The organism is Mesorhizobium sp. M0833, assembly GCF_040319905.1.
Lineage (GTDB): Bacteria > Pseudomonadota > Alphaproteobacteria > Rhizobiales > Rhizobiaceae > Mesorhizobium.
The window spans coordinates 97,459-118,228 of sequence record NZ_JAMYOQ010000020.1 but is presented as its reverse complement, the minus strand read 5'-3'; the positions used below and the strand labels follow the sequence as shown (position 1 = coordinate 118,228).

At 62.8% G+C, this 20,770-nt stretch carries 23 protein-coding genes; 19 read left to right on the top strand and 4 right to left on the bottom strand.

Annotated features, from left to right (window positions below):
- The 3 genes from NKH98_RS22220 to NKH98_RS22210 form a co-directional block, all read left to right on the top strand.
- Nucleotides 1-372: hypothetical protein (locus tag NKH98_RS22220; protein WP_352901671.1), on the top strand; the 372-nt coding region annotated here is incomplete at its 5' end.
- 199 nt (nucleotides 373-571) lie between these two features.
- Complete coding sequence (locus NKH98_RS22215; protein ID WP_352901668.1) at nucleotides 572-1,300, top strand: GH25 family lysozyme; 729 nt, start codon at nucleotides 572-574, stop codon at nucleotides 1,298-1,300.
- 103 nt (nucleotides 1,301-1,403) lie between these two features.
- A complete protein-coding gene (locus NKH98_RS22210) occupies nucleotides 1,404-1,925 on the top strand; it encodes a hypothetical protein (protein ID WP_352901665.1) in 522 nt (173 codons plus the stop codon).
- 30 nt (nucleotides 1,926-1,955) lie between these two features.
- Here the strand turns inward: NKH98_RS22210 and NKH98_RS22205 are convergent, their stop codons facing one another.
- Both NKH98_RS22205 and NKH98_RS22200 read right to left on the bottom strand, forming a co-directional pair.
- Complete coding sequence (locus NKH98_RS22205) at nucleotides 1,956-2,633, bottom strand: uracil-DNA glycosylase (protein WP_502894291.1); 678 nt, start codon at nucleotides 2,631-2,633, stop codon at nucleotides 1,956-1,958.
- Nucleotides 2,630-3,211, bottom strand: a complete 582-nt coding sequence (locus NKH98_RS22200) for a LabA-like NYN domain-containing protein (RefSeq protein ID WP_292657898.1) — start codon at nucleotides 3,209-3,211, stop codon at nucleotides 2,630-2,632. Before NKH98_RS22200 ends, NKH98_RS22205 begins: the two co-directional genes overlap by 4 nt.
- Before the next feature lie 278 nt (nucleotides 3,212-3,489).
- Here NKH98_RS22200 and rpoZ point away from each other — a divergent pair, with 278 nt between their 5' ends.
- From rpoZ to era, 9 genes are all read left to right on the top strand, one after another.
- Nucleotides 3,490-3,891: a DNA-directed RNA polymerase subunit omega gene (gene rpoZ, locus NKH98_RS22195; RefSeq protein ID WP_023677773.1), complete on the top strand. Its 402-nt coding sequence runs from the start codon at nucleotides 3,490-3,492 to the stop codon at nucleotides 3,889-3,891.
- Between the two features lie 111 nt (nucleotides 3,892-4,002).
- Nucleotides 4,003-6,231 (top strand): RelA/SpoT family protein, encoded by a 2,229-nt coding sequence (locus NKH98_RS22190; protein ID WP_352647306.1) that lies wholly within the window; start codon nucleotides 4,003-4,005, stop codon nucleotides 6,229-6,231.
- A 29-nt stretch (nucleotides 6,232-6,260) separates the two neighbouring features.
- A complete protein-coding gene (gene pyrE / locus NKH98_RS22185) occupies nucleotides 6,261-6,839 on the top strand; it encodes an orotate phosphoribosyltransferase (protein ID WP_352901662.1) in 579 nt (192 codons plus the stop codon).
- A 95-nt stretch (nucleotides 6,840-6,934) separates the two neighbouring features.
- Entirely contained in the window at nucleotides 6,935-7,315 is a 381-nt protein-coding gene (locus NKH98_RS22180; protein WP_352480324.1) for a VOC family protein, read from the top strand.
- A 231-nt stretch (nucleotides 7,316-7,546) separates the two neighbouring features.
- Nucleotides 7,547-8,128 carry a DUF2062 domain-containing protein gene (locus NKH98_RS22175; protein WP_254820192.1) on the top strand — a complete coding sequence of 194 codons (582 nt, stop codon included), beginning with the start codon at nucleotides 7,547-7,549 and terminating at the stop codon, nucleotides 8,126-8,128.
- Nucleotides 8,125-8,538, top strand: coding sequence for a holo-ACP synthase (gene acpS / locus NKH98_RS22170; RefSeq protein ID WP_352901659.1), 414 nt, complete (start codon nucleotides 8,125-8,127; stop codon nucleotides 8,536-8,538). Before NKH98_RS22175 ends, acpS begins: the two co-directional genes overlap by 4 nt.
- A gap of 77 nt (nucleotides 8,539-8,615) precedes the next feature.
- The gene (gene lepB / locus NKH98_RS22165; RefSeq protein WP_352508500.1) at nucleotides 8,616-9,365 is read left to right on the top strand and encodes a signal peptidase I; all 750 of its coding nucleotides are present in this window, start codon (nucleotides 8,616-8,618) and stop codon (nucleotides 9,363-9,365) included.
- A gap of 4 nt (nucleotides 9,366-9,369) precedes the next feature.
- Entirely contained in the window at nucleotides 9,370-10,095 is a 726-nt protein-coding gene (rnc, locus tag NKH98_RS22160) for a ribonuclease III (RefSeq protein ID WP_352802396.1), read from the top strand.
- Complete coding sequence (gene era / locus NKH98_RS22155) at nucleotides 10,092-11,018, top strand: GTPase Era (RefSeq protein WP_023677765.1); 927 nt, start codon at nucleotides 10,092-10,094, stop codon at nucleotides 11,016-11,018. Before rnc ends, era begins: the two co-directional genes overlap by 4 nt.
- Before the next feature lie 46 nt (nucleotides 11,019-11,064).
- Here the strand turns inward: era and NKH98_RS22150 are convergent, their stop codons facing one another.
- Both NKH98_RS22150 and NKH98_RS22145 read right to left on the bottom strand, forming a co-directional pair.
- Nucleotides 11,065-12,576, bottom strand: a complete 1,512-nt coding sequence (locus tag NKH98_RS22150) for a winged helix-turn-helix domain-containing tetratricopeptide repeat protein (RefSeq protein WP_352901657.1) — start codon at nucleotides 12,574-12,576, stop codon at nucleotides 11,065-11,067.
- 107 nt (nucleotides 12,577-12,683) lie between these two features.
- The gene (locus NKH98_RS22145) at nucleotides 12,684-13,487 is read right to left on the bottom strand and encodes a CPBP family intramembrane glutamic endopeptidase (protein ID WP_352901654.1); all 804 of its coding nucleotides are present in this window, start codon (nucleotides 13,485-13,487) and stop codon (nucleotides 12,684-12,686) included.
- A gap of 180 nt (nucleotides 13,488-13,667) precedes the next feature.
- Here NKH98_RS22145 and NKH98_RS22140 point away from each other — a divergent pair, with 180 nt between their 5' ends.
- The 7 genes from NKH98_RS22140 to NKH98_RS22110 all read left to right on the top strand — a co-directional run bounded on the left by NKH98_RS22140 (nucleotide 13,668) and on the right by NKH98_RS22110 (nucleotide 20,754).
- Nucleotides 13,668-14,177 carry a porin gene (locus NKH98_RS22140; protein ID WP_352901686.1) on the top strand — a complete coding sequence of 170 codons (510 nt, stop codon included), beginning with the start codon at nucleotides 13,668-13,670 and terminating at the stop codon, nucleotides 14,175-14,177.
- Between the two features lie 115 nt (nucleotides 14,178-14,292).
- The gene (gene recO / locus NKH98_RS22135) at nucleotides 14,293-15,078 is read left to right on the top strand and encodes a DNA repair protein RecO (RefSeq protein WP_254820197.1); all 786 of its coding nucleotides are present in this window, start codon (nucleotides 14,293-14,295) and stop codon (nucleotides 15,076-15,078) included.
- A 250-nt stretch (nucleotides 15,079-15,328) separates the two neighbouring features.
- A complete protein-coding gene (locus NKH98_RS22130; RefSeq protein WP_352901651.1) occupies nucleotides 15,329-18,028 on the top strand; it encodes a DUF2339 domain-containing protein in 2,700 nt (899 codons plus the stop codon).
- 41 nt (nucleotides 18,029-18,069) lie between these two features.
- Nucleotides 18,070-18,966 carry an ABC transporter substrate-binding protein gene (locus NKH98_RS22125; protein ID WP_352901648.1) on the top strand — a complete coding sequence of 299 codons (897 nt, stop codon included), beginning with the start codon at nucleotides 18,070-18,072 and terminating at the stop codon, nucleotides 18,964-18,966.
- A gap of 32 nt (nucleotides 18,967-18,998) precedes the next feature.
- On the top strand, nucleotides 18,999-19,250 hold the full coding sequence (locus tag NKH98_RS22120; RefSeq protein ID WP_352901683.1) for a type II toxin-antitoxin system VapB family antitoxin: 252 nt from the start codon (nucleotides 18,999-19,001) through the stop codon (nucleotides 19,248-19,250).
- Between the two features lie 197 nt (nucleotides 19,251-19,447).
- A complete protein-coding gene (locus NKH98_RS22115; RefSeq protein WP_254820200.1) occupies nucleotides 19,448-19,966 on the top strand; it encodes a sigma-70 family RNA polymerase sigma factor in 519 nt (172 codons plus the stop codon).
- A complete protein-coding gene (locus NKH98_RS22110; RefSeq protein ID WP_352508511.1) occupies nucleotides 19,963-20,754 on the top strand; it encodes an anti-sigma factor family protein in 792 nt (263 codons plus the stop codon). The genes NKH98_RS22115 and NKH98_RS22110 overlap by 4 nt, the downstream gene beginning before the upstream one ends.
- Nucleotides 20,755-20,770 lie beyond the last annotated feature (16 nt).

Below are 20,770 nucleotides of genomic sequence, written 5' to 3'. Positions count from 1 at the left end.
ACCTGCAAAAGTTTTGACGGCCCCTTCCAGATTCCCGCTTCCCAGCAATGCCCGTTGAGCGGCTACGCGCAGGGTTCCGGAGTCCCGGTAGTCATAGAGGGCAAGCCAAAGGCGTCTACCCCGGCGCCGCTGAACTCCAAATTCCGTACCTGCAAAAGTTTTGACGGCCCCTTCCAGATTCCCGCTTCCCAGCAATGCCCGTTGAGCGGCTACGCGCAGGGTTCCGGAGTCCCGGTAGTCATCGAGGGCAAGCCAAAGGCGGCTACCCCGGCGCCGTGGACGCTTAAGTTCCGTAACTGCAACGGTGTTGACGGCACCTTCCAGGTTCCCATTTCCCAGAAATGCCCATTGAGCGGCTACGCGCATTATTGAGCGTGGCCTGCCCAGGCGCTCGGCACTCTTGGAACCGGTTTCCTGCCCGCGTTGGCTGCGCCCAAGACAGTAATGATCCAAGACGACGGCCACCTGCAAGGCCTGCTTTCCGAGCCGTCACTTCGTGCCATGAATGGCCGAGGGAAGTCGACCCTGGTCGTTCGCGGTGATTGGTTTTGACCTAGTCTGGGGCGCTCTGTTGAAGAACCGGATTGTCCTTTGGGGTGCGGCCAGCCTGGTCCTGGCGTGCCTCGTCGCGGCCGGCGGTTATTTCTATTTCCAACCGTTTTCTCCGGATCGCGGCAAATATCCGGTCAGGGGCATCGACGTTTCCCACCATCAGCGGCAGATCGACTGGCGGCGTGTTGCCGCCGACGATGTCGCCTTCGCCGTTATCAAAGCAACTGAAGGCGGCGACCATGTCGATGATGCCTTCGCGGGCAATTTGCGTGCGGCCCGCGCCGCCGGCCTTGCCGTCGGCGCCTATCACTTTTTCACCTTCTGCAGGCCCGGTGCCGATCAGGCACGCAACTTCATCTCGGTGGTGCCGCGCGATCAGCCTTTGCTGCCGCCGGTGGTAGACATCGAGTTCGGCGGCAATTGCCCGCAGCGGCCAACTCCCGAACAGCTGAGCGCCGAACTCTCAGCCTTCCTCGGCCCGGTCGAAGCAGCGTTCGGCAAGACGGCGATCCTCTATGTGACCGACGAGGCCGCGCAAGCCTATGCCGGGCAGGTAGCCGGCCGCCCGCGCTGGCTGCGTTCGCTGGCGCTGCGGCCAGGCCATGACCACTGGATTTACTGGCAGTACCACAACCGGGGCCGCGTCGACGGGATCAGCGGCGACGTCGACCTGAATGTTCTCCAAGGCGGGCCGGCGACGCTGGCCGCGTTGTTTGCCGCAGAGCCTGAAGCGACGGCATCGGATTGATGCTATTCCTGTCCGCCCGAAAGCACCCTCAGTGGCGCGATGACGGGAACGACGAAGCCTTCGCCAATTCATATCGCAGGTGGCGCTGTGCTAAGTACATTTGATGCCGGAGCGCCCTTCATCAACCAATGACAGCAACGCCCCGCCTGCTGCGACGGACGGCGGCGATCCCCGCCTGGCATTTGTCTACGCGGAGGCAGTGCGTGGCCTCCAACACCAGCAGGGCGTGGCTGAAAGTCTCAATACGCGCGCCGGCAATCTGATTTTTGCAACTGCGTTCGCGAGTTCTCTCCTTGGAGGCAGGGCGCTCCTGGATGGCGTAGGGCCTTGGGACTGGCTGGCACTGACATTGCTTTTTCTCATCGGACTGCTGGTCGCGATTATGGTGTGGCCGTATTATAACTATACGTTCCGTTTCGATCCAGAGAAGCTGCTCCACGACTTCGTCGATCAGCACCCTCCCGCAACCCTGGACGGGATGCACCGAGCGCTTGCGCTGCGCATCAAATCCGACATGGCCAGCAATTGGCGGATCATCCAACGCCTGCGCGTCGCGCTGCAGCTCGCATTGTTTCTGTGGTTGCTGGATCTCCTGGCCTGGTTGTTCGCGATCGCCCGAATCTAGGGCTCGTGCCCTGGCGGGCGTCGTCCGACTCTATGTCTTCAGAAAAGCTTCTATCTCACTGAAGACGTCGACAAACATCGCTTCCGTCAACACGCCGGTATTGGTGTTGTAGCGCGAGCAATGATAGCTGGAAAACAGCGTGATGCCATTGGCCTGCTGCTGCCCACCATGCCGGAACGGATAGGCGGCGACGCGCTGGCCGAGCGCCCGCACGGTCGACTGGTGCGCGATCGAGCCCAGTGCCAGCACAGCGCGCAGATTTGGAAACCGCGCGATCGTCGGCACCAGGAACGTCCGGCAGGTCGCTATCTCGGCGCCAACCGGCTTGTTATCCGGCGGCACGCAGCGCACCGCATTGGTAATCGCCGTACCGACAAGCTCCAGCCCGTCATCTGGTCGCGCTTTGAATTCGCCGCGCGCAAAGCCGTGCGCGATCAGCGTGTTGTAGAGCAGGTCGCCGGCAAAATCGCCGGTGAAGGGGCGCCCCGTCCGGTTCGCCCCGCGCAGGCCAGGCGCCAGGCCGACGATCAGCAAGCGCACCGCATCCTCGCCTTCCGGCGGCAAAAAGGTCGGCACCGGCGCGTTGAACCAGGGCGGTTCGCGCCGCCGCCACTCGGCGATGAAGTCGTGCAGCCGCGGACAGAGCGGGCAATCGCGATCGGGTTCGGGCGAGGCGACCAGGGGCGCGGTCAAGGCAACGACCGTCAATAGTCTTCCTCGTCGACTTCGGCCGGTTCGGGCCGACGCACCGGCCGCTCCGACGGATCGCGGCCGACTTCGTTCTTGAGTGTCATCAGGTCAATGAAATGGTCGGCCTGGCGGCGCAGATCGTCGGAGATCATCGGCGGCTGCGAAGCCATCGTCGAGACGATCGACACCTTGCGCCCGCGCCGCTGCAGCGCCTCGACCAGCGTACGGAAATCGCCGTCGCCTGAGAAGATGACATAATGGTCGACGACGTCGGCAAGCTCCAGCGCATCGACGGTCAGCTCGATATCCATATTGCCCTTGATCTTGCGCCGGCCGGTCGAGTCGGTGAATTCCTTGGCCGGCTTGGTCACCACCTTGAAGCCGTTATAATCGAGCCAGTCGATCAGCGGACGTATCGAGGAGTATTCCTGATCCTCGACCAGCGCGGTGTAGTAATAGGCGCGCAGCAGATAGCCGCGTTTCTGGAAGCTCGACAAAAGTTTGCGGTAGTCGATGTCAAAGCCCAGCGCGCGCGAGGTCGCGTAGAGATTTGCACCGTCGATAAAGAGAGCGATTTTTTCACGAGGATCGAACATGGAAAATGTCCTTTTTCGAAATAAGCGGTCGTCTAAATGCGTGGCGACTATCGGCCGGTCTGATAATAGACCTGTTGGCCTTCATTGTTCGAGATAACGCCAGTTTTACGGCAATCCAAGGCGCCATGCCGCACTGCAAGCAATTGTGATCGGCGCTGTGTCGTCGCAGGCGGCCTGCGTCAGAGCTGCGCACCGCCATAAAAGCTTGTATTTTGGCGGCGTTCGGGTTATGGACCGCGCCTGTTTTCCATCAAATCCAGGCATGAAAGGGGCAACTCATGGCCCGCGTAACCGTTGAAGATTGCATCGACAAGGTCGACAACCGCTTCGAGCTGGTGCTCCTGGCCGGCCACCGCGCCCGTCAGATCAGCCAGGGCGCGCAGATCACCGTACCGCGCGACAACGACAAGAACCCGGTCGTTGCGCTCCGTGAAATCGCCGAAGAGACGCTGTCGCCGGACGACCTCAAGGAAGATCTCATCCATTCGCTGCAGAAGCATGTCGAGGTCGATGAGCCGGAAGCCGATGGCGAGGCGATTGCCGACCAGACTGGCAGCGCCGTTGCGGCCACCGATGCCGACGACGCCGAGGACAACGTCACCTTCGATCGCATGACCGAAGAAGACCTGTTGGCCGGCATCGAAGGTCTGGTGCCGCCGGAAAAAAGCGACGATTATTGATCTTAGCGACAACTGCCGACACTTTCGCGTCGGCGGTTTCGTGGCTATCTATGACATGCGCCGTACGCCAGTGCGGCGCATGATTCATTTCAGCATTGCGAGATCCCGCCCATGATGCGTCAGTATGAGCTTGTCGAGCGCGTCCAGCGCTACAAGCCTGACGTCAACGAGGCGCTGCTCAACAAGGCCTATGTCTACGCCATGCAGAAGCATGGCCACCAGAAGCGCGCTTCCGGCGATCCCTATTTCTCGCATCCGCTCGAAGTCGCCGCCATCCTTACCGAAATGCATATGGACGAGGCGACGATCGCCGTTGCCTTGCTGCATGACACGATCGAGGACACCACGGCGACCAGGGCCGAGATCGACGAATTATTCGGCCCGGAAATGGGCAAGCTGGTCGAAGGCTTGACCAAGCTGAAGAAGCTCGACCTCGTCTCCAAAAAGGCCGAGCAGGCGGAGAACCTGCGCAAGCTGTTGCTGGCGATCTCGGAAGACGTTCGCGTGCTGCTGGTCAAGCTCGCCGACCGCTTGCACAACATGCGCACGCTCGACCATGTGCCGGAAGCCAAGCGCCTGCGCATCGCCGAGGAAACGATGGACATCTATGCGCCGCTGGCCGGGCGCATGGGCATGCAAGGCATGCGCGAGGAGCTCGAGGAGATCGCCTTCCGCTTCATCAATCCGGAAGCCTACCGCGCCGTCACCGCACGGCTGGCCGAAATCTTCGAGCGCAACAAGGGTGTGCTGTCCGAGATCGAGAAGGCGCTCTCCACGCTGTTCGACAAATATTCGATCAAGGCCGAGGTCAAGAGCCGGCAGAAGAAGCCGTGGTCGGTGTTCCGCAAGATGGAAGCGAAGGCGTTGTCCTTCGAGCAGCTGTCCGACATCTTCGGCTTTCGCGTCGTCGTCGAAACGGTCGAGGACTGCTATCGGGCGCTCGGCGCCATTCACACCACCTGGTCGATGGTGCCCGGCCGCTTCAAGGATTACATCTCCACGCCGAAGCAGAACGACTACCGCTCGATCCACACCACCATCGTCGGCCCGTCGCGCCAGCGCGTCGAATTGCAGATCCGCACCTACCAGATGAACAAGATCGCCGAATACGGTGTCGCCGCTCATTCGATCTATAAGGATACCGGCGGCAAGATGAATGGTGCCGCCCATGCGATCTCGAAGGAAACCAATGCCTATGCCTGGCTGCGGCGCACCATCGAGCAGCTTGCCGAAGGCGACAACCCCGAGGACTTTCTCGAAAACACCAAGCTGGAACTGTTCCAGGACCAGGTGTTCTGCTTTACGCCGAAGGGCATGCTGATCGCGCTGCCGCGCGGCGCCACGCCGATCGACTTTGCCTATGCCGTCCACACCGATGTCGGCGACACTTGCGTCGGCGCCAAGGTCAATGGCCGCATCATGCCGCTGATGACGGAGCTGAAGAACGGCGACGAGGTCGAGATCATCCGCTCGAAGGCGCAGGTACCGCCGGCGGCGTGGGAATCGGTGGTGGTTACCGGCAAGGCGCGGTCGGCCATCCGCCGCGCCACCAAGAACGCTATTCGAAAGCAATATTCAGGTCTCGGTATCCGCATTCTGGAGCGCGCCTTCGAACGGTCCGGCAAGACCTTCACCAAGGAAAGCCTGAAGCCGGTGCTGCACCGCCTCGCGCGCAAGGACATCGAGGATGTGCTGGCCGCGGTCGGCCGAGGCGAAGTTGCCTCCACCGATGTCATGAAGGCGGTGTTTCCCGACTACAAGGACGAGCGCGTCACGCTGGTCGCGCCCAAGCAGCGCGAGGAGGGCTGGTCGAAGATCCGCAACGCCGCCGGCATGCTGTTCCAGATTCCGGGCCGCGCCGCGCGCAAGGATAAAAACCAGCCGCGCGACGATGCGGTGCCGATCCGCGGTGTGCGCGGCGATTTGCCGGTGCGCTTCGCGCCGGAAGGGGCAGTGCCAGGCGATCGCATCGTCGGCATCGTGCAGCCGGGAACCGGTATCACCATCTATCCGATCCAGTCGCCGGCGTTGCAGGCCTTTGACGACCAGCCCGAGCGCTGGATCGACGTGCGCTGGGATATTGACGAGCGCACCAAGGAGCGGTTCCCGGCGCGCGTCTCGGTCACCGCCATCAACGCGCCGGGTTCGCTAGCCGACATTGCGCAAGTCGTCGCATCCAACGATGCCAACATCCACACTTTGTCGATGGTGCGCACCGCGCCCGATTTCACCGAAATGCTGATCGATCTCGAAGTGTGGGACCTCAAGCACTTGAACCGGCTGCTGTCGCAGCTAAAGGACAATTCGAGCGTCAGCGACGCGCGACGCGTCAACGGCTAGACCACCAACTTTGTTGGAAGAGGCAGAAGATGAACACCGACGAAGTGCTGGGCATTTTCCGCGAGGCCGGCGCCGTTCTTGAAGGGCATTTCATCCTGACGTCCGGCCTGCGCAGCCCGGTCTTCCTGCAGAAGGCGCGCGTTTTCATGCATGCCGACAAGACCGAGCGCTTGTGCAAGGCGCTCGCCGAAAAGATCCGCACTGGCGTGCGCGGCAGGATCGACTACGTCGTCGGCCCGGCGATCGGCGGGCTGATCCCGGCCTATGAGACCTCGCGCCATCTTGGTGTGCCGGCGATCTGGGTCGAGCGGGAAGGGGGCGAATTCAGGCTGCGCCGCTTCGAGATCGCCAAGGGATCGCGCGTCGTCATTGTCGAGGACATCGTCACCACCGGCCTGTCGATCCGCGAGACCATCGACTGTCTGCGCGCACTTGGCGCCGATGTCGTTGCCGCTGCGTGCATCATTGACCGCTCGGCCGGTAAGAGCGATGTCGGCGTGCCGCTGATCGCGCTCGCCGAATACGAGGTTCCGGCCTATCCGGCCGACAGGCTGCCGCCCGAACTCGCCGCCATACCGGCGATCAAGCCGGGCAGCCGCAATATCTAATGCATGTCGCCCAAAGCTTATCCTCGGGCTTGAACCGAGCATGTGCAGCGGTTTTGGGACAAAGAAATGCATAAAACAAGTCAAGAGGCGCTGCCGTGATTGCTGGTATCGACCATTTCGTGCTGACGGTTCGCTCCGTTGAAGACACCTGCGCCTTCTATCAGCGCGTGCTTGGCTTCAAGCGCCTCGACGAGCCGGACCGGCCGACGGCGCTGCTGTTTGGAACGCAAAAGATCAATGTGCATGAGGTCGGGCACACCTTCGAGCCGAAGGCCAAGGCGCCGACGCCGGGCTCCGGAGATTTCTGCTTGATTGCCGCCCGGCCGCTCGCCGAGATATGTGCCAACCTCGCCGCCAATGGCGTGGTGATAGAGGTCGGCCCGGTCGAGCGTGCCGGCGCTCGTGGCGCGATGATGTCGGTCTATTTTCGTGACCCGGACGGCAACCTCGTCGAGGTCAGCGAATATCGACCCTAAGTGGCGCTCCTTAAATTCGCCGCGATCATGCCCTGTTCAGAACGGCGATACCCAAGGCTGGCGCGACCGGCCACCGAGCGGATGCCCTCGGCCTCGTTGTTCTTCGGCCAGCGCATCGCTATATCAAAGTCGTAGTTGCTTTTCGGCGACCGTAGAGCGCAGCATGGGGCTGTCGCGCCCGGCTGGAGAAGCCGGCGTGAAGTTATTGACGGAACTAGGAACAGGAACAGCGTGCTTTTTCGACGGCGCAAGCCTGATGGTTTCTTAGAGCGGGTGCGTACTTATTTGTGGCCGCGCCGCTCGTTCTCGCGCTCGCTGCGGTATTTTTCCAAGCGCATCCTGCGGCTTAGAGCCACGCCGCATGCCGTGGCCGCCGGTGTTGCGGCGGGCGTATTCGCGTCGTTTTTCCCGCTTGGCTTCCACTTCATCATTGCGGCCATCTTGTGCTGGCTGATCGCCGGCAATCTGGTTGCCGCAGCACTCGGCACGGTCTTCGGCAACCCCCTTACCTTTCCGCTGCTATGGGCCGCCTCCTGGGAGGTCGGCAAGCTGATCCTGCATGAACACCTGCCGGCACACGGCCCACCCGCCCATCTCGGCGACATGCTGCACAATCTTTCCTTCGCGCAATTGTGGGGACCGGTGCTGAAGCCGATGACGGTTGGCGCAATACCGCTCGGCCTGGTTTTCGGCCTGCTGTTTTACGGCATCACCCGCTGGGGCATGGTCACTTTCCAGGAGCAGCGCCGCAAGCGTCTGGCCGAAAGAGCGGCAAAGGCTGGAAAAACCGGGCCGGAAGTTCCCGCCGAATGATAATCGGTATCGGCAGCGATCTCATCGACATCAGACGCATCGAGAAGTCGTTGGAACGTCACGGTCAGCGCTTCATCCAACGCATCTACACCGAGATCGAACAGGCGCGCTCCGAAAACCGCGCGGCGCGTGCGGCCTCCTACGCCAAGCGTTTCGCCGCCAAGGAGGCCTGCGCCAAGGCGTTGGGCACCGGTCTTGCGCAGGGTGTGTTCTGGCGTGACATGGGGGTCGTCAACCTGGCCAGCGGCAAGCCGACCATGGCGCTCACCAACGGGGCGGCAGCGCGGCTGAACGAAATCCTGCCTGAAAGGCACCGAGCCGTGATCCACCTCACCATAACCGATGATTTTCCGCTCGCTCAAGCCTTTGTGATCATTGAAGCGTTGCCGGTCGAAGAAGCGCCACATTGATTGCATCTGACCACCGGCATGACGTTGCCCAGCGCGCGCCGAGACTCTATACCATCCAACGCACAATCGAGGACGACATGAGCGTGGCTGAAAAAACCCAGAAGAAATCCGGTGGACTTGGCGAAACCGTCAGCGTCATCGTCCAAGCGCTGCTGCTTGCGCTGGTCATCCGCACGCTCCTGTTCCAGCCGTTCTCGATCCCGTCCGGCTCGATGCGCCCGACTTTGCTCGAAGGCGATTATCTCTTCGTCACCAAATGGTCCTACGGCTTCTCCCGCTATTCGCTGCCGTTCGGGCCGAACATCTTTTCGGGCCGCATCTGGGGCTCAGAGCCGAAGCGCGGCGACGTGGTGGTGTTCAAGTTTCCGCCGGATCCTTCTGTCGATTATATCAAGCGCGTCGTCGGCCTGCCGGGCGACAAGATCCAGGTCAAGGATGGCCAGCTCTTCATCAACGACGTGGGCGTGCCGCGCGTCAAGGTCGGGCAGATCGACAACCGCGACATCACCGAGGAGAACGGGCCGGTCGATGTCTATCGCGAGACGCTGCCGAACGGCGTCAGCTACGACACGCTCGACCTGACGCAGGCTTCGATCGGCGACAATACCAAAGAGTTCAAGGTGCCGCCCGGTCACTATTTCATGATGGGCGACAATCGCGACAACTCGTCGGACAGCCGCTTCACTGTCGGCTTCGTGCCGGACGAGAATTTGGTCGGCCGCGCCAACCTCATCTTCTTCTCGATCGGCGGCAGCGCCAGCCCGCTCGAAATCTGGAAATGGCCGTCGCAGATGCGCGCCTCGCGCCTGTTCCATTTCGTCAATTAGGACCATGGCGGCGACGAAACGGCTGACCGCCGATGCGCTCGCCGAGGCGCTCAAGGAGCGCACCGGCCACAGTTTTGGCGACCACCAGCGCCTGCAGCGGGCGCTGACCCATGCCAGCGCTCGCGGCAGTCATGCCGGCGTCGACTACGAACGTTTCGAATTCCTGGGCGACCGTGTTCTCGGCCTTGTCGTTGCCGATATGCTGCTGGCGGCATTTCCCGACGCTGCCGAGGGTGAGCTGTCGCTCAGATTGAACGCCCTGGTCAACGCCGAGGCCCTGGCGGAAATCGCCGATGAGATCGGCCTGCCGGAACTCATTCGCGCCGGTTCGGACGTACGTGGCCTCGATGGGCGCAAGCGCGTCAATCTGCGCGCCGATGCATTGGAATCGCTGATTGCCGTGCTCTATCTCGACGGCGGGTTGGAAGCGGCCCGCGCGTTCATCCACAGATACTGGCAGCCGCGCTCGCAAGCCATTGACGCCGCCCGTCGCGATGCGAAAACCGAACTTCAGGAATGGGCGCATCAGGCGGCAGGCGCAGTGCCGGTTTACATAATCGACAGCCGCGAGGGACCGGACCACGATCCGCTGTTCACCGTCAGTGTCAAGGTCGGCGCCTATCCGCCGGCGACCGGCAGCGGGCGCTCCAAGCGCGAAGCGGAGCAGGCTGCAGCCGCGGCACTTTTGCAGCGGGAAGGGGTCTGGCTCGATCAAGGGAGTGCCGCATGACCGCCACCGAAGCTCCGGCAACAGAAGCGCCCGCTACCCGCTCCGGCTTCGTCGCGCTGATTGGCGCGCCCAATGCGGGGAAATCGACGCTGGTCAACCAATTGGTCGGCGCCAAGGTGTCGATCGTGACACACAAGGTGCAGACCACGCGCGCCATCGTGCGCGGCATTGCCACCCACAACAACGCGCAGATCGTCTTCGTCGACACGCCGGGCATATTCAAGCCGAAGCGCCGGCTGGACACCGCGATGGTGACCACAGCCTGGGGCGGTGCCAAGGACGCCGATATCGTGCTGCTCTTGATCGATGCCGAGCGCGGCATCCGGGGCGATGCAGATGCCATCCTCGAGCGACTGAAGGATGTCCGGCAGCCGATGGTGTTGATCCTCAACAAGGTCGATCGGGTCAAGCACGAGACGTTGCTTGCATTGTCGGCGGCAGCCAACGAAAGGGTGCCGTTCAAGCGCACCTTCATGGTTTCGGCGCTGACCGGGTCCGGCTGCAAGGACCTGCTCGACTATCTCGCCGAGACCCTGCCGGCCGGACCCTGGTACTACCCTGAAGACCAGATCTCCGATCTTCCGATGCGCCAGCTCGCAGCCGAGATCACCCGCGAAAAGCTCTATCTCAGGCTGCATCAGGAACTGCCTTATTCCTCCCACATAGAGACAGAAAAATGGGAAGAGAAGAAGGACGGGTCGGTGCGCATCGACCAGACAATCTATGTCGAGCGCGACAGCCAGAAGAAGATCGTGCTCGGCCATAAGGGCGAGACGATCCGCGCCATCGGCCAGGCCGCGCGCATGGAGATCGCAGGCATCCTCGAGCAGAAGGTGCACCTCTTCCTGTTCGTCAAGGTGCGCGAGAACTGGGGCGACGATCCCGAGCGCTACCGCGAGATGGGGCTCGAATTTCCGCACTGAGCTATCCAAAGATTTGGCCGATCGGTCGAGCTGTCTGTTGGTCGTCTCAGGATTCTGAGCGGTCCCCAAGTGCCAACGACACACCGTTGGCAAGATGCTCGGCGTCGGACGCGTTTTCGAACGGGATGCCCGTTCTTGCATAGTCGAGCGGTGAGAAATCGGAGCCGTCGGCGTTGATCAGCGCAGCCTGGCGCCTTGCCGCCTGCATGTCGCCGAACTGAGCGTAACAGGCGGCAAGCCGGGTGCGGATCCACGGCGTCGGTCGCGTCGCCAGCTCCAGCGCCTCGGCAGCCGTGCGGTATTCGCCCAGCATGTATAGCGCGAGCGCGCGATCGTACTGATACCAGTGAGGATGCAGCGGGTTGATGCGGATAGCGCGCGCCAGCCAGGCGAGCGCGTCGAGCGGCCGGCCGCGCATCGTCAACAGATGCCCCATCTGCTCGATACAGTCTGCGTCGCCCGGATTGAGCTCGAGCGCGATGCGTAAATGATGCTCGGCCGCCTCGTGGTCGCGCATATTGAGCCGCACCAGCGACTGGATGCGGTGTGCCGTCGCCTGGTCCGGCGACAATGCGATGCCCCGGTCGGCCAGGTCGCGGGCCTTCGTCAGCACGGCGTCGCTGATGGGTCCGAATTCGCTGTTAAGCACATGCGACAGCGCCAGATAGGTGTAGGCGAGGCCATAGGCCGGGTCCCTGACGATAGCAGCCTCGAAAAACGCTGCTGCTTGTTTCAGTTCGCTTTGCGCCGGATCGCGCAGCAAGGCGACGCCGCGCAGCACCAGTTCATGGGCGGCGAGGCTGGTTACCGGCTGCCGCGAGGCACGTTGCAGGCCGGCATTGTTCACCCGAACCAGCAGCCGGCCGACGATCTTTTCGACGATCTCCTGCTGGATGGCGGACAGCCCGGCGTAATCGGCCTGGTAGCGATCGCCCCAGAGCTGGGAAGCGCTGGCTGCGTCAACGAGATTGACCGCACAGACGATGCTGTCTGCCTGCCGCCGCACCGAGCCCTCGACGACATAGTTGGCGCCGATGCACGAACGCACGACAGGCCATTCGCCAGGCGAATAGGACGCAAACGAGAAGCTCGAGTTGCGCGCCAGCACCGTCAACGTGCCGAAGCGGGCGAGGCCATTGATAATGTCTTCGGCAATACCATCGACGATCGGTTCGTCGGCCGGATCGGCGCCGTCATTGCGGAATCTGAGCACCGCCACGATCGGCTGGGCGCCGGGTTCGGGCACCGGCTCGATTTCAGGGATCAGCATGTAGCCGCGCTTCGATACGGTCCGTATCGTTTCCTCGCCGAGCACCTTGCGGATCTCGCGAATCGACTGCGTCAGCGAATCCTCGGTGACGAAAACACCCGGCCAGACCGCATCCATCAATTCCGACTTCGGCACCACACGGCCGATATGGCGGGCGAGATGCGTCAGCAATGCGTAGGCTTTGGGCCGCAGGAAGACCGGCTGTTCGGCCCGACCGAGCGTACCTTTGCCCAGATCGAGCGTGAAACCGCCAAACTGAAAAACCTGGTCAGTGGCCGAACCCGCCATCGAAACGGCCCGCTCCCTGAAGCCGTGCCTGTATTGGCCTACGGCTGGAGGGCTAGGTCAAGATCTGTCGCCGCCGAAAGCGGCGCTTTGGATTTGGACGCCGCAAATTAGACGGCGCCAGCAAGGGCGGGCTGCGTTGCCGGCCTGCGGACGAAGCTCTCGGTGCCGTAGACGGCAACGATCGCGATCGCAGCCACCGCCCAGATCGCAACACCGATCCATTGCTGCTGCACATGGTCGGCGTCGATGAACGCCTTGCCCAGGAAGCGCACGCTGTTCTGATGGGTGACATGCATCAGAATGGCGAGAAGCACACTGCCGGTGTTCTGATAGAGCCAGGTGAACACCACTGCCGCCAGCACGACGTTGATCGTGCCGTAGAGGCTGAGATCGCCGACCAGGCCGAGCGGAAAATGCCAGATCGCCCAGATCGCGCCGAGGATCAGGCTTCCGGCCAGCGCCGAATACTTGGTCAACAGACGCGGTGTCGCAAAGCCGCGCCATCCCGGCTCTTCGCCGAGCGGGCCGCTGAAGACCGCATAGAGCGCGATGATCGGCAGTATCTCAGTGACGGCTGGAATGTTGCCCCAGGCCGGCGTCGCCGAGCCGAACAGCGGATTGACCAGGATCGAGGCAAGCTGCGTGCCCAATGGCAGGCTGAATGCCACCAGATACCATAGCGGAGATACCCGCCACTTCACCATGGAAGCGAGAATGGCCTTGACCGAAGCCCAGCCTCCGGAAAGGGCGGCGATGACGAATCCGGACACCATCGGGCCGAAGGTAAACCAGGGAATGCTATCGCCATTCGACAGGTAGAATGGGATGAAGGCAAACCAGGTCAGGGCAAGCGCCAACGAAAAGAAGGCAGCCAACTGATGCTGCCGCACCAGGCGCAGGAAAGAAGTCATTTCGGGCCTCTCACGGGCAGATGACAATGGGAGGTCGCCGGGCTGCCCAATCGGTCGACTTGCATCTTGAATAGCCGGCCGAATCATTCCGGGACGCTATGCGCCGACCACCTCGGTCGACCCGTTTCTTATTGGCACCGGCGCTACGCGAAATCCTGAGCGGGTTCTGAGAAATTTCCGATATTTCATGCAGAACCGGCCAGTCAGACCGGTTGGAACGCCTGCCGACACTGCGGTCGTCCCGCGTTCCCGTTCGTCTCTCCGTCATACACCCTGCCTCGCGGCGTCAAATACAAGGGCGACTGGGGTGCGATCACCGCGGTCGGCGCCTATAACAGCACGTCGGAAGAATGGGCCGGAAAAGCTCGCCTCGACGTCAAGCCGATTACTGACCTGACCCCGTTCGTGATGGCAGGCTACGGCAGCGACAACGTCGCGAAGAACTTCTATAAGCCTTGGGCGGGCAACTTTGCCGTCTGGGGCGGCGGCAGCTACGCCGTCAACAAGAAGACCTCCTTGAACGCCCAGGTCTCCTATACCGACGACAAAGACTTCGCTGTTGCGGCCAATGTCGCCTACACCATCGTTCCTGGCTACACGATCACCGCCGAAGTCGATTATTACGACAATTTGGAAGCCGACGATGCCGACGCGATCGGCGGCATCTTCCGCTTCCAGCGCTCGTTCTGATCAAACGACGATCTCGCAGAAACGGCCCGTAGCGATACGCTACGGGCCGTTTTGCTTTGCGGCGGACAAGTCGCTCATCTTGATTTCGCCATCCAACCGGTGACAAGCTCTCGTCATGGAATGGCGCGACGAGGGAATCATTCTGGGCACCCGCAAGCATGGCGAAACCAGCGCCATTCTCGAGGTGATGACGCGCGTGCATGGCCGCCATCTCGGCCTCGTGCGCGGCGGCCGTTCGCGCAAACAGCAGCCGGTCTTGCAGCCCGGCAATCGCGTCGACCTGTTGTGGCGGGCGCGGCTCGACGAGCATCTCGGCACCTTCCAGGTCGAGGCGATCGAGATGAACGCCGCCCGGCTGATGGACAGCGCCGTTGCCGTCTACGGCCTGCAGACGATGGCCGCGCATTTGCGTCTTCTGCCCGAGCGTGACGCCCATGGCGGCCTTTACGAGACGCTTGCAGTGATGATCGCTCATCTCGACGATGCCGATGCCGCAGGCGAGCTGGTGGCCCGCTTCGAGCTGCTGGTCCTCGACGAACTCGGTTTCGGCCTCGATCTCAGCCAGTGTGCGGCGACCGGCACCAGGCAGGATCTTGCCTATGTGTCGCCGAAATCCGGCCGCGCCGTGTCGCGGGCGGCGGGCGCGCCCTGGCGCGACAAGATGCTGGCGCTGCCTGCCTTCCTGCAGCGCGGCTCCGGGCTGCGCGCCGATCCGGCGGCGATCGAGGACGCCTTCCGGCTGACCGGCTTCTTTTTGACCCGCCATGTCTACGAACCGCGCGGCATCGAGCCTCCCGGCGCCCGCGCCGGGTTTCTCGCCGCCTTGCGCAAGCATCATTCACCCGGCCATGAATCCGGCAAGGCGAGCGCCGCAGAAACCGCCGGGGAGACCACCAGATGAGCGACGTTGAACCTTATCCCGGCAACGTTTCGCCGCTCGGCCCTGGCACAAGGGCGGCACGCTGGCGGTTTCGGAAGCGGCGCTGAAGGATGTCAACGGCAAGCTGCTGGCTTTGGGCGCTGAAACATGCTCGATGTTTCCGGCGGCCAATCTGGTGGCACGTTGAATGGACCGGCCGTTTGGCCGCCGCATTTGAATGTCACTGAACATTGAATGTCAGTGACAACTGGCCTGGTTTGGGGGAACCGCCATGTTTGAAAGCCTGATTGGCCTCGTCGCCATCATCGCGCTGTTCGTCATCATTTCACGCCAGCAGAGCCGTATCGGCCTGATCGAGCGCGAGCTTGGCGCCTTGCGCAGCCTTGTGCTTTCGGGCATGCCTGCGCTGCCGCCGCAAGCCAAAGAACCGGCAGCAAACGACAGCAAACCGGCGGATGCTGCAATACCGCTTGCGGCCGCAGCCGACCTGGCATCGCCAGGGACCGCAGCGGTCGCATCGGCCACAGAGGCCGAGGCCGATACCGCGGCGCCATCCGCGCCGGAGTCGGCGCTACCGGCGGCCGCGGCGAAGCCAGCTCGCCAGTCCGACGTCGAAACGGCTCTCGGTACTCGCTGGGCGGTCTGGGTCGGCGGCATCGCGCTGGCGCTGGGCGGCCTGTTCCTGATCCGCTACACCATCGAGGCCGGCATTTTCGGGCCGCGCGTGCGGCTCGCCATGGCGGCGGCACTCGGGCTGGTGCTGGTCGCCGGCGGCGAGTTCATCCGGCGCACCGGCTTCAGGGTGCCGGTGCAAGGTGCCGCCGGTGCCTATATCCCGGCAATCCTGACGGCGGCCGGCGCTTTCATCCTGTTCGGTACCGTCTACGCCGCGTACAGCATTTACGGCTTCATCGGCCCGACGCTCGCTTTCACGCTGCTCGGCGCCATCGGGGTGGCGACGATCGCGGCAAGCCTGGTCCACGGTCAGGCGCTGGCCGGCGTCGGCCTGCTCGGTGCCATGGTGACGCCGCTGCTGGTCGCCTCGCAGGCGCCCAATCCGTGGGCGCTGTTCGGCTATCTGGCGATCGTGCTCGTCGCCACCGGCGTCATCGCCCGTATCCGCGACTGGAGGCCTTTGATGGCCGCTGCCTTCGTCGCCACCGGCATCTGGACCATCTTCTACATGACCGAAGCGCCGGGGACGAACCTTTCCGTCATCCTTTTTATCGACGGGGTGACACTGGCCGTGCTCGCCTTCGTCTGGCTTGGCCGCCGCGACGAAACGGTCGCCGGCAGCGGCTTCGATTGGCCGTCGATCGCGCCGGGCTCCTTCGTCGGGCTTTCGGCGCTGGCCCTGTTCGTCGATCCGGCCTTCGCCGCCATCCGCGGTGCATTGCCGGGTGCCGCTCTTGTCGCAGCCCTGGTGGCGGTGGCGCTCTATCGGCCGCGGGCGCTGGCACTGCTGCACGCCGCCGGGCTGGCGACGATACTGGTCTATCTCGGCATCATTCCGCCGACCACGATCGCTTCCGATTTTTCGGGCGGCGCTCTTGGCGTCGACGGCATGCCGGTTGTGGCGTCCGATGCCTTGATGCTCAGGGTCGGCATCGTTCTCGGCCTGGTCTTCATCGGCCTCGGCTTTTGGGCAGCGCGCCGTTTTGCGGCCTATGGCTGGCTGCGCGCCGCCACATGGGCGGCCTGGAGCGCTGTCGCGCCACTGGTCATCCTGCTGGCGCTCTGGTCTACCTTCGGCAATCTCGACCGTGACCTTGCTTATGCGGCGGTCGCAGCCGTTTTGGTCGGCGTCTTCGTCGCCGGCGGCGAGTGGATAGCACGCGGCGAAGCGCCGCCGCTGACCGGCGGCGCTGCCGTCTCCTTCGCGCTCGGCGGCGCGGCGATTGCCGGCCTGCTGATGCTGCACATGGCCTTTGGTTCCGGCTGGACAACCATCCTGCTCGGAGCAGCCGCCGCCGTGCCGGCGCTGGCGACGCGCTGGCGTAGCTATCCGGTGCTTGGCTGGATTTCCGTTGGTGCGGTGATTGCAGTGCTTGGTCGCGCTGCCTTCGACCCGACCATCGTCGGTGCCGAGTTCCTGTCGAAGACGCCGGTGTTCAACTGGCTGCTGCTTGGATATGGCGTGCCGGCGCTCGCTTTCGGCTTTGCCGCCTGGCAGCTTGCCCGAACTACCAACGGCCGACCGCGCTTTGCCATGGAGGCCGGCGCGGCGCTGTTTTGCCTGCTCACCGTCGCCATGCTGGTGCGCCATGCCATGCATGGCGGCGTCATCGATACGGCTGCTGCGACGCTTGCCGAACAGGCGATCTACACGCTGATCGCCATCGGTGCCGGTGCCATCCTGGTCGCTATCGACATGCGCTCGCCAAGTCAGGTGCTGCGTTACGGCTCGATTGCAGCAGGCGTGGTCTCGGTCGCCTTCATCGTCCTCCAGCATTTTCTGGCGCTGAACCCGTTGCTGACGGATGAATCGACCGGCAGCATTCCGGTGTTCAACCTTCTGTTCCTCGCCTACCTCTTGCCGGCGGTCGCGGCAGGCGCACTGGCACTCTATTGCCGTGACAAGCGGCCGCAATGGTATGCGGCGATGCTGGCGGTGGTGGCGGCGGTGCTCGCTTTTGCCTATGCCACGCTGTCGGTCAGGCGCCTGTTCAAGGGTGAGTTCATCGGACTGTGGAGCGGTCTCGGCCAGCTTGAGACCTATACCTATTCGGCACTGTGGCTGGTCATCGGCGTGGTGCTGCTCACCGCCGGTGTCTGGCTGAAGTCCCAGGTGCTGCGCATAGCGTCGGCGGCGCTGATCTCGATCGCCGTGCTCAAAGTCTTCATCTTCGACATGTCGGAACTGGAAGGCGTGTTGCGGGCGCTGTCCTTCATCGGCCTCGGCGCGGTGCTCATCGGCATCGGCCTGTTTTATCAGCGGCTACTGACAAGGGCGGCGAGGGAGGTAAACTAGGTCGTCCACTGCAAGAAGGTTCCAGCCTGGAGGACAGCGCGTTGCTAATAAACGACATAGCTACGATCGGCATCATCACGGCAGGCCCTGGGGGACCAATCGAAGGCTTCAAGGAGGGGCTGAGAGAACTGGGATTTGCCGAAGGCCGGAGCATTCGGTTTGAGCAGCGATCGGCCAATGGTGATTTGGGCAGGCTTCCCACCCTGGCGACGGAACTGGTTAGACTGAACGTCGACCTTATCGCTGTGATCGGGGCGGTAACCGCGCGTGCGGTCCAAAAGGCGACAACGGAGCTCCCCGTCGTTTATTCTGTCGTCGTCGATCCGGTCAGTGATGGCCTCGCCGCAAGCCTGGAGAAGCCCGGCGGCAACATGACAGGAGTAACCAGCTTCGATCCAAACCAGGCGCGGACGCATGTCGAGTTGTTGCGAGCCGTCTTACCAGCGCTCTCCCGCATCGCGATCTTGAGCGATCAGGGGGTGTCCGATTGCCTGTCAGCCTCCAATGCTGGGGCAATACAAGAATTTGGGCTGAACCCGCAGGTTCTCCGCATTATAGGGCCTCAGCCCGATCTTGACGGCGCTTTTGCAGCGATGGATCGCGAGCTGGTCGAAGCGCTCATCGTCCTCGAGGAGCCGATAATTGCAGCACTCCGCGCAAGAATCGCGGAGCTTGCCCTTGCGCGTCGCTTGCCAACCATCTTCGCGCGGGAGCAGATCGATGCGGGAGGTCTGTTCTGCTACGGCACCAGCTTGCGAAGCGCAACATATCACATGGCACTGTGCGCGAAGAAGATTCTTGATGGCAAGAGCCCCCGCGACATACCAATTCAGACTTTGTCCCAGCACGAATTGGTGGTGAACTTGCAGACCGCGAGAAAGCTCGGTCTAACGGTGCCTTCAAATATAGTAAATAGAGCGGTGCGTGTGATTGGATAGTACTGCGGCCGCTGACCCGCAGCAAGGGAGACATAGGATCAAATGCACTCTATATACGAGACCCCGAAGTGGATGCTTTAGCGACTATGTTGCAGCGCCAGACGGACGCTCCAAGCAAAACGGAGGCGGTGCGGAACGCGCTTGGGCACGAACTCGAACGCAATCGCACCAATGTGCCGCTTCGCGACCGGATTGCCAGGCTGCAAGCCGAGGCGGTGAGGATCGGCCTGCCCAATCCTGACTTCGATATGAAGAAATTCACAGACGAGATGTGGGAAGACTGACGTTTGTCGACGCGCCGCTATTCGTCACCACACATTTCTTTCAACTTTCGGATGCAACCCGGGAATAAACCTGCCACCGGCAGCGTTATTCGGTTGCTTGGGTGACCGGGGCGGCGGACCGCTTCGCGCTGGCCGCTTGCGCCGCGCTGCAAAGGCGCGTTCAATCACCACGGACAGGGGCTCCAGAACCAGCGGTCATGGACGAAAAGAAGGCAGCAATCCTGGGTGAAATACCGCGTCTGCGCCGCTATGCACGCTCGCTGTTGCGCGACCGCGATTCCGCCGACGATCTCGTCCAGGATTGTCTCGAGCGGGCGCTTGTGCGGCTCGACAATTGGCAGACAGGAGAAAGCCCCAGGAGGTGGCTGTTTACGATCATGCACCATTTGTTCATCGACCAGATGCGCAAGGTGAACCGGCGCGGCGAGGCGGCGATGCTGCCGCTCGAGACAAGCGAGGCGCAGGCAGCACCCGCCGAGCAGGTCGAGAGCATCGCCTCGCGCGAGATCGTCGACGCGCTGCAGGCGATCAGCCCTGACCGGCGCGCGGCACTTGTGATGGTCGCCATCGAAGGGTTTTCCTATGCCGAAGCCGCCAACATCCTTGGAGTGCCCGCCGGCACTTTGATGTCGCGCATCGCGCGCGGGCGTGACGAACTGCGAGCGCTGCTGGATGATACCGCGCGCCGCCGCTCGATAAGGATCGTTGAGAAATGAGCCGGCGCGATTTCTCCGAACGCGACATCCACATGGCTCTCGATGGCGAGTTGCCGGGCGACGAGCGGACGGCCTATGAGGCATGGCTCGAGGCCAATGCCGAGATGAAGGCCAAGAGCGCACGCTACGCCGCCGACCGGGAAGCGTTGCGCGCAGCCTTTAATGGCGTGCTGGACGAACCCGTGCCGGTGCGGTTGAGCAAGGTGGTGCTTGGCGAGGCGCCGGTGGTCAGAGTATCGCCGTCGCGCTCGCGTTGGTGGCTTGCGGCCGCCGCTGCCGCCATCCTGGCGATTGGCGGTGCTGGCGGCTACCTTGCCGGCATCGGCCGCCTCGGCCTGGAAAATACCGCCGAGGACCAGCTTGCCGAAGAGGCGATCGCCGCCCACGTCATCTATGCCGCCGAAACGCGGCATGCGGTGGAAGTGCCGGCAAGCGACAAGGATCATTTGCAGAGTTGGTTGTCGAACCAGGTGGGTCTGAAGCTCGTCGCGCCGGATCTGGCGGCGCAAGGATTCCAACTGGTCGGTGGCCGGCTGCTGCCCGCCGGCCAGGGCAAGGCCGCGATGCTGCTTTACGAGGACGTCAAGGGCGAGCGCATATCGCTCTTCGTCACCGCCGAATCGGCAGCCAAGGCCAAGGGCACCTATGGGGAGGACGATGGTCCTGAGGCCGTCTATTGGCTGGACAAGGGTTATGGCTGCGCCGTCGTCGGCTCGCTGCCGCGCGAGCAACTGGCCGCAGTGGCCAAGAGCGCCTATGGCCAGCTTTTGGCGGGCTTGCAAAGCTGAGCAGGCTCTCGCTCTT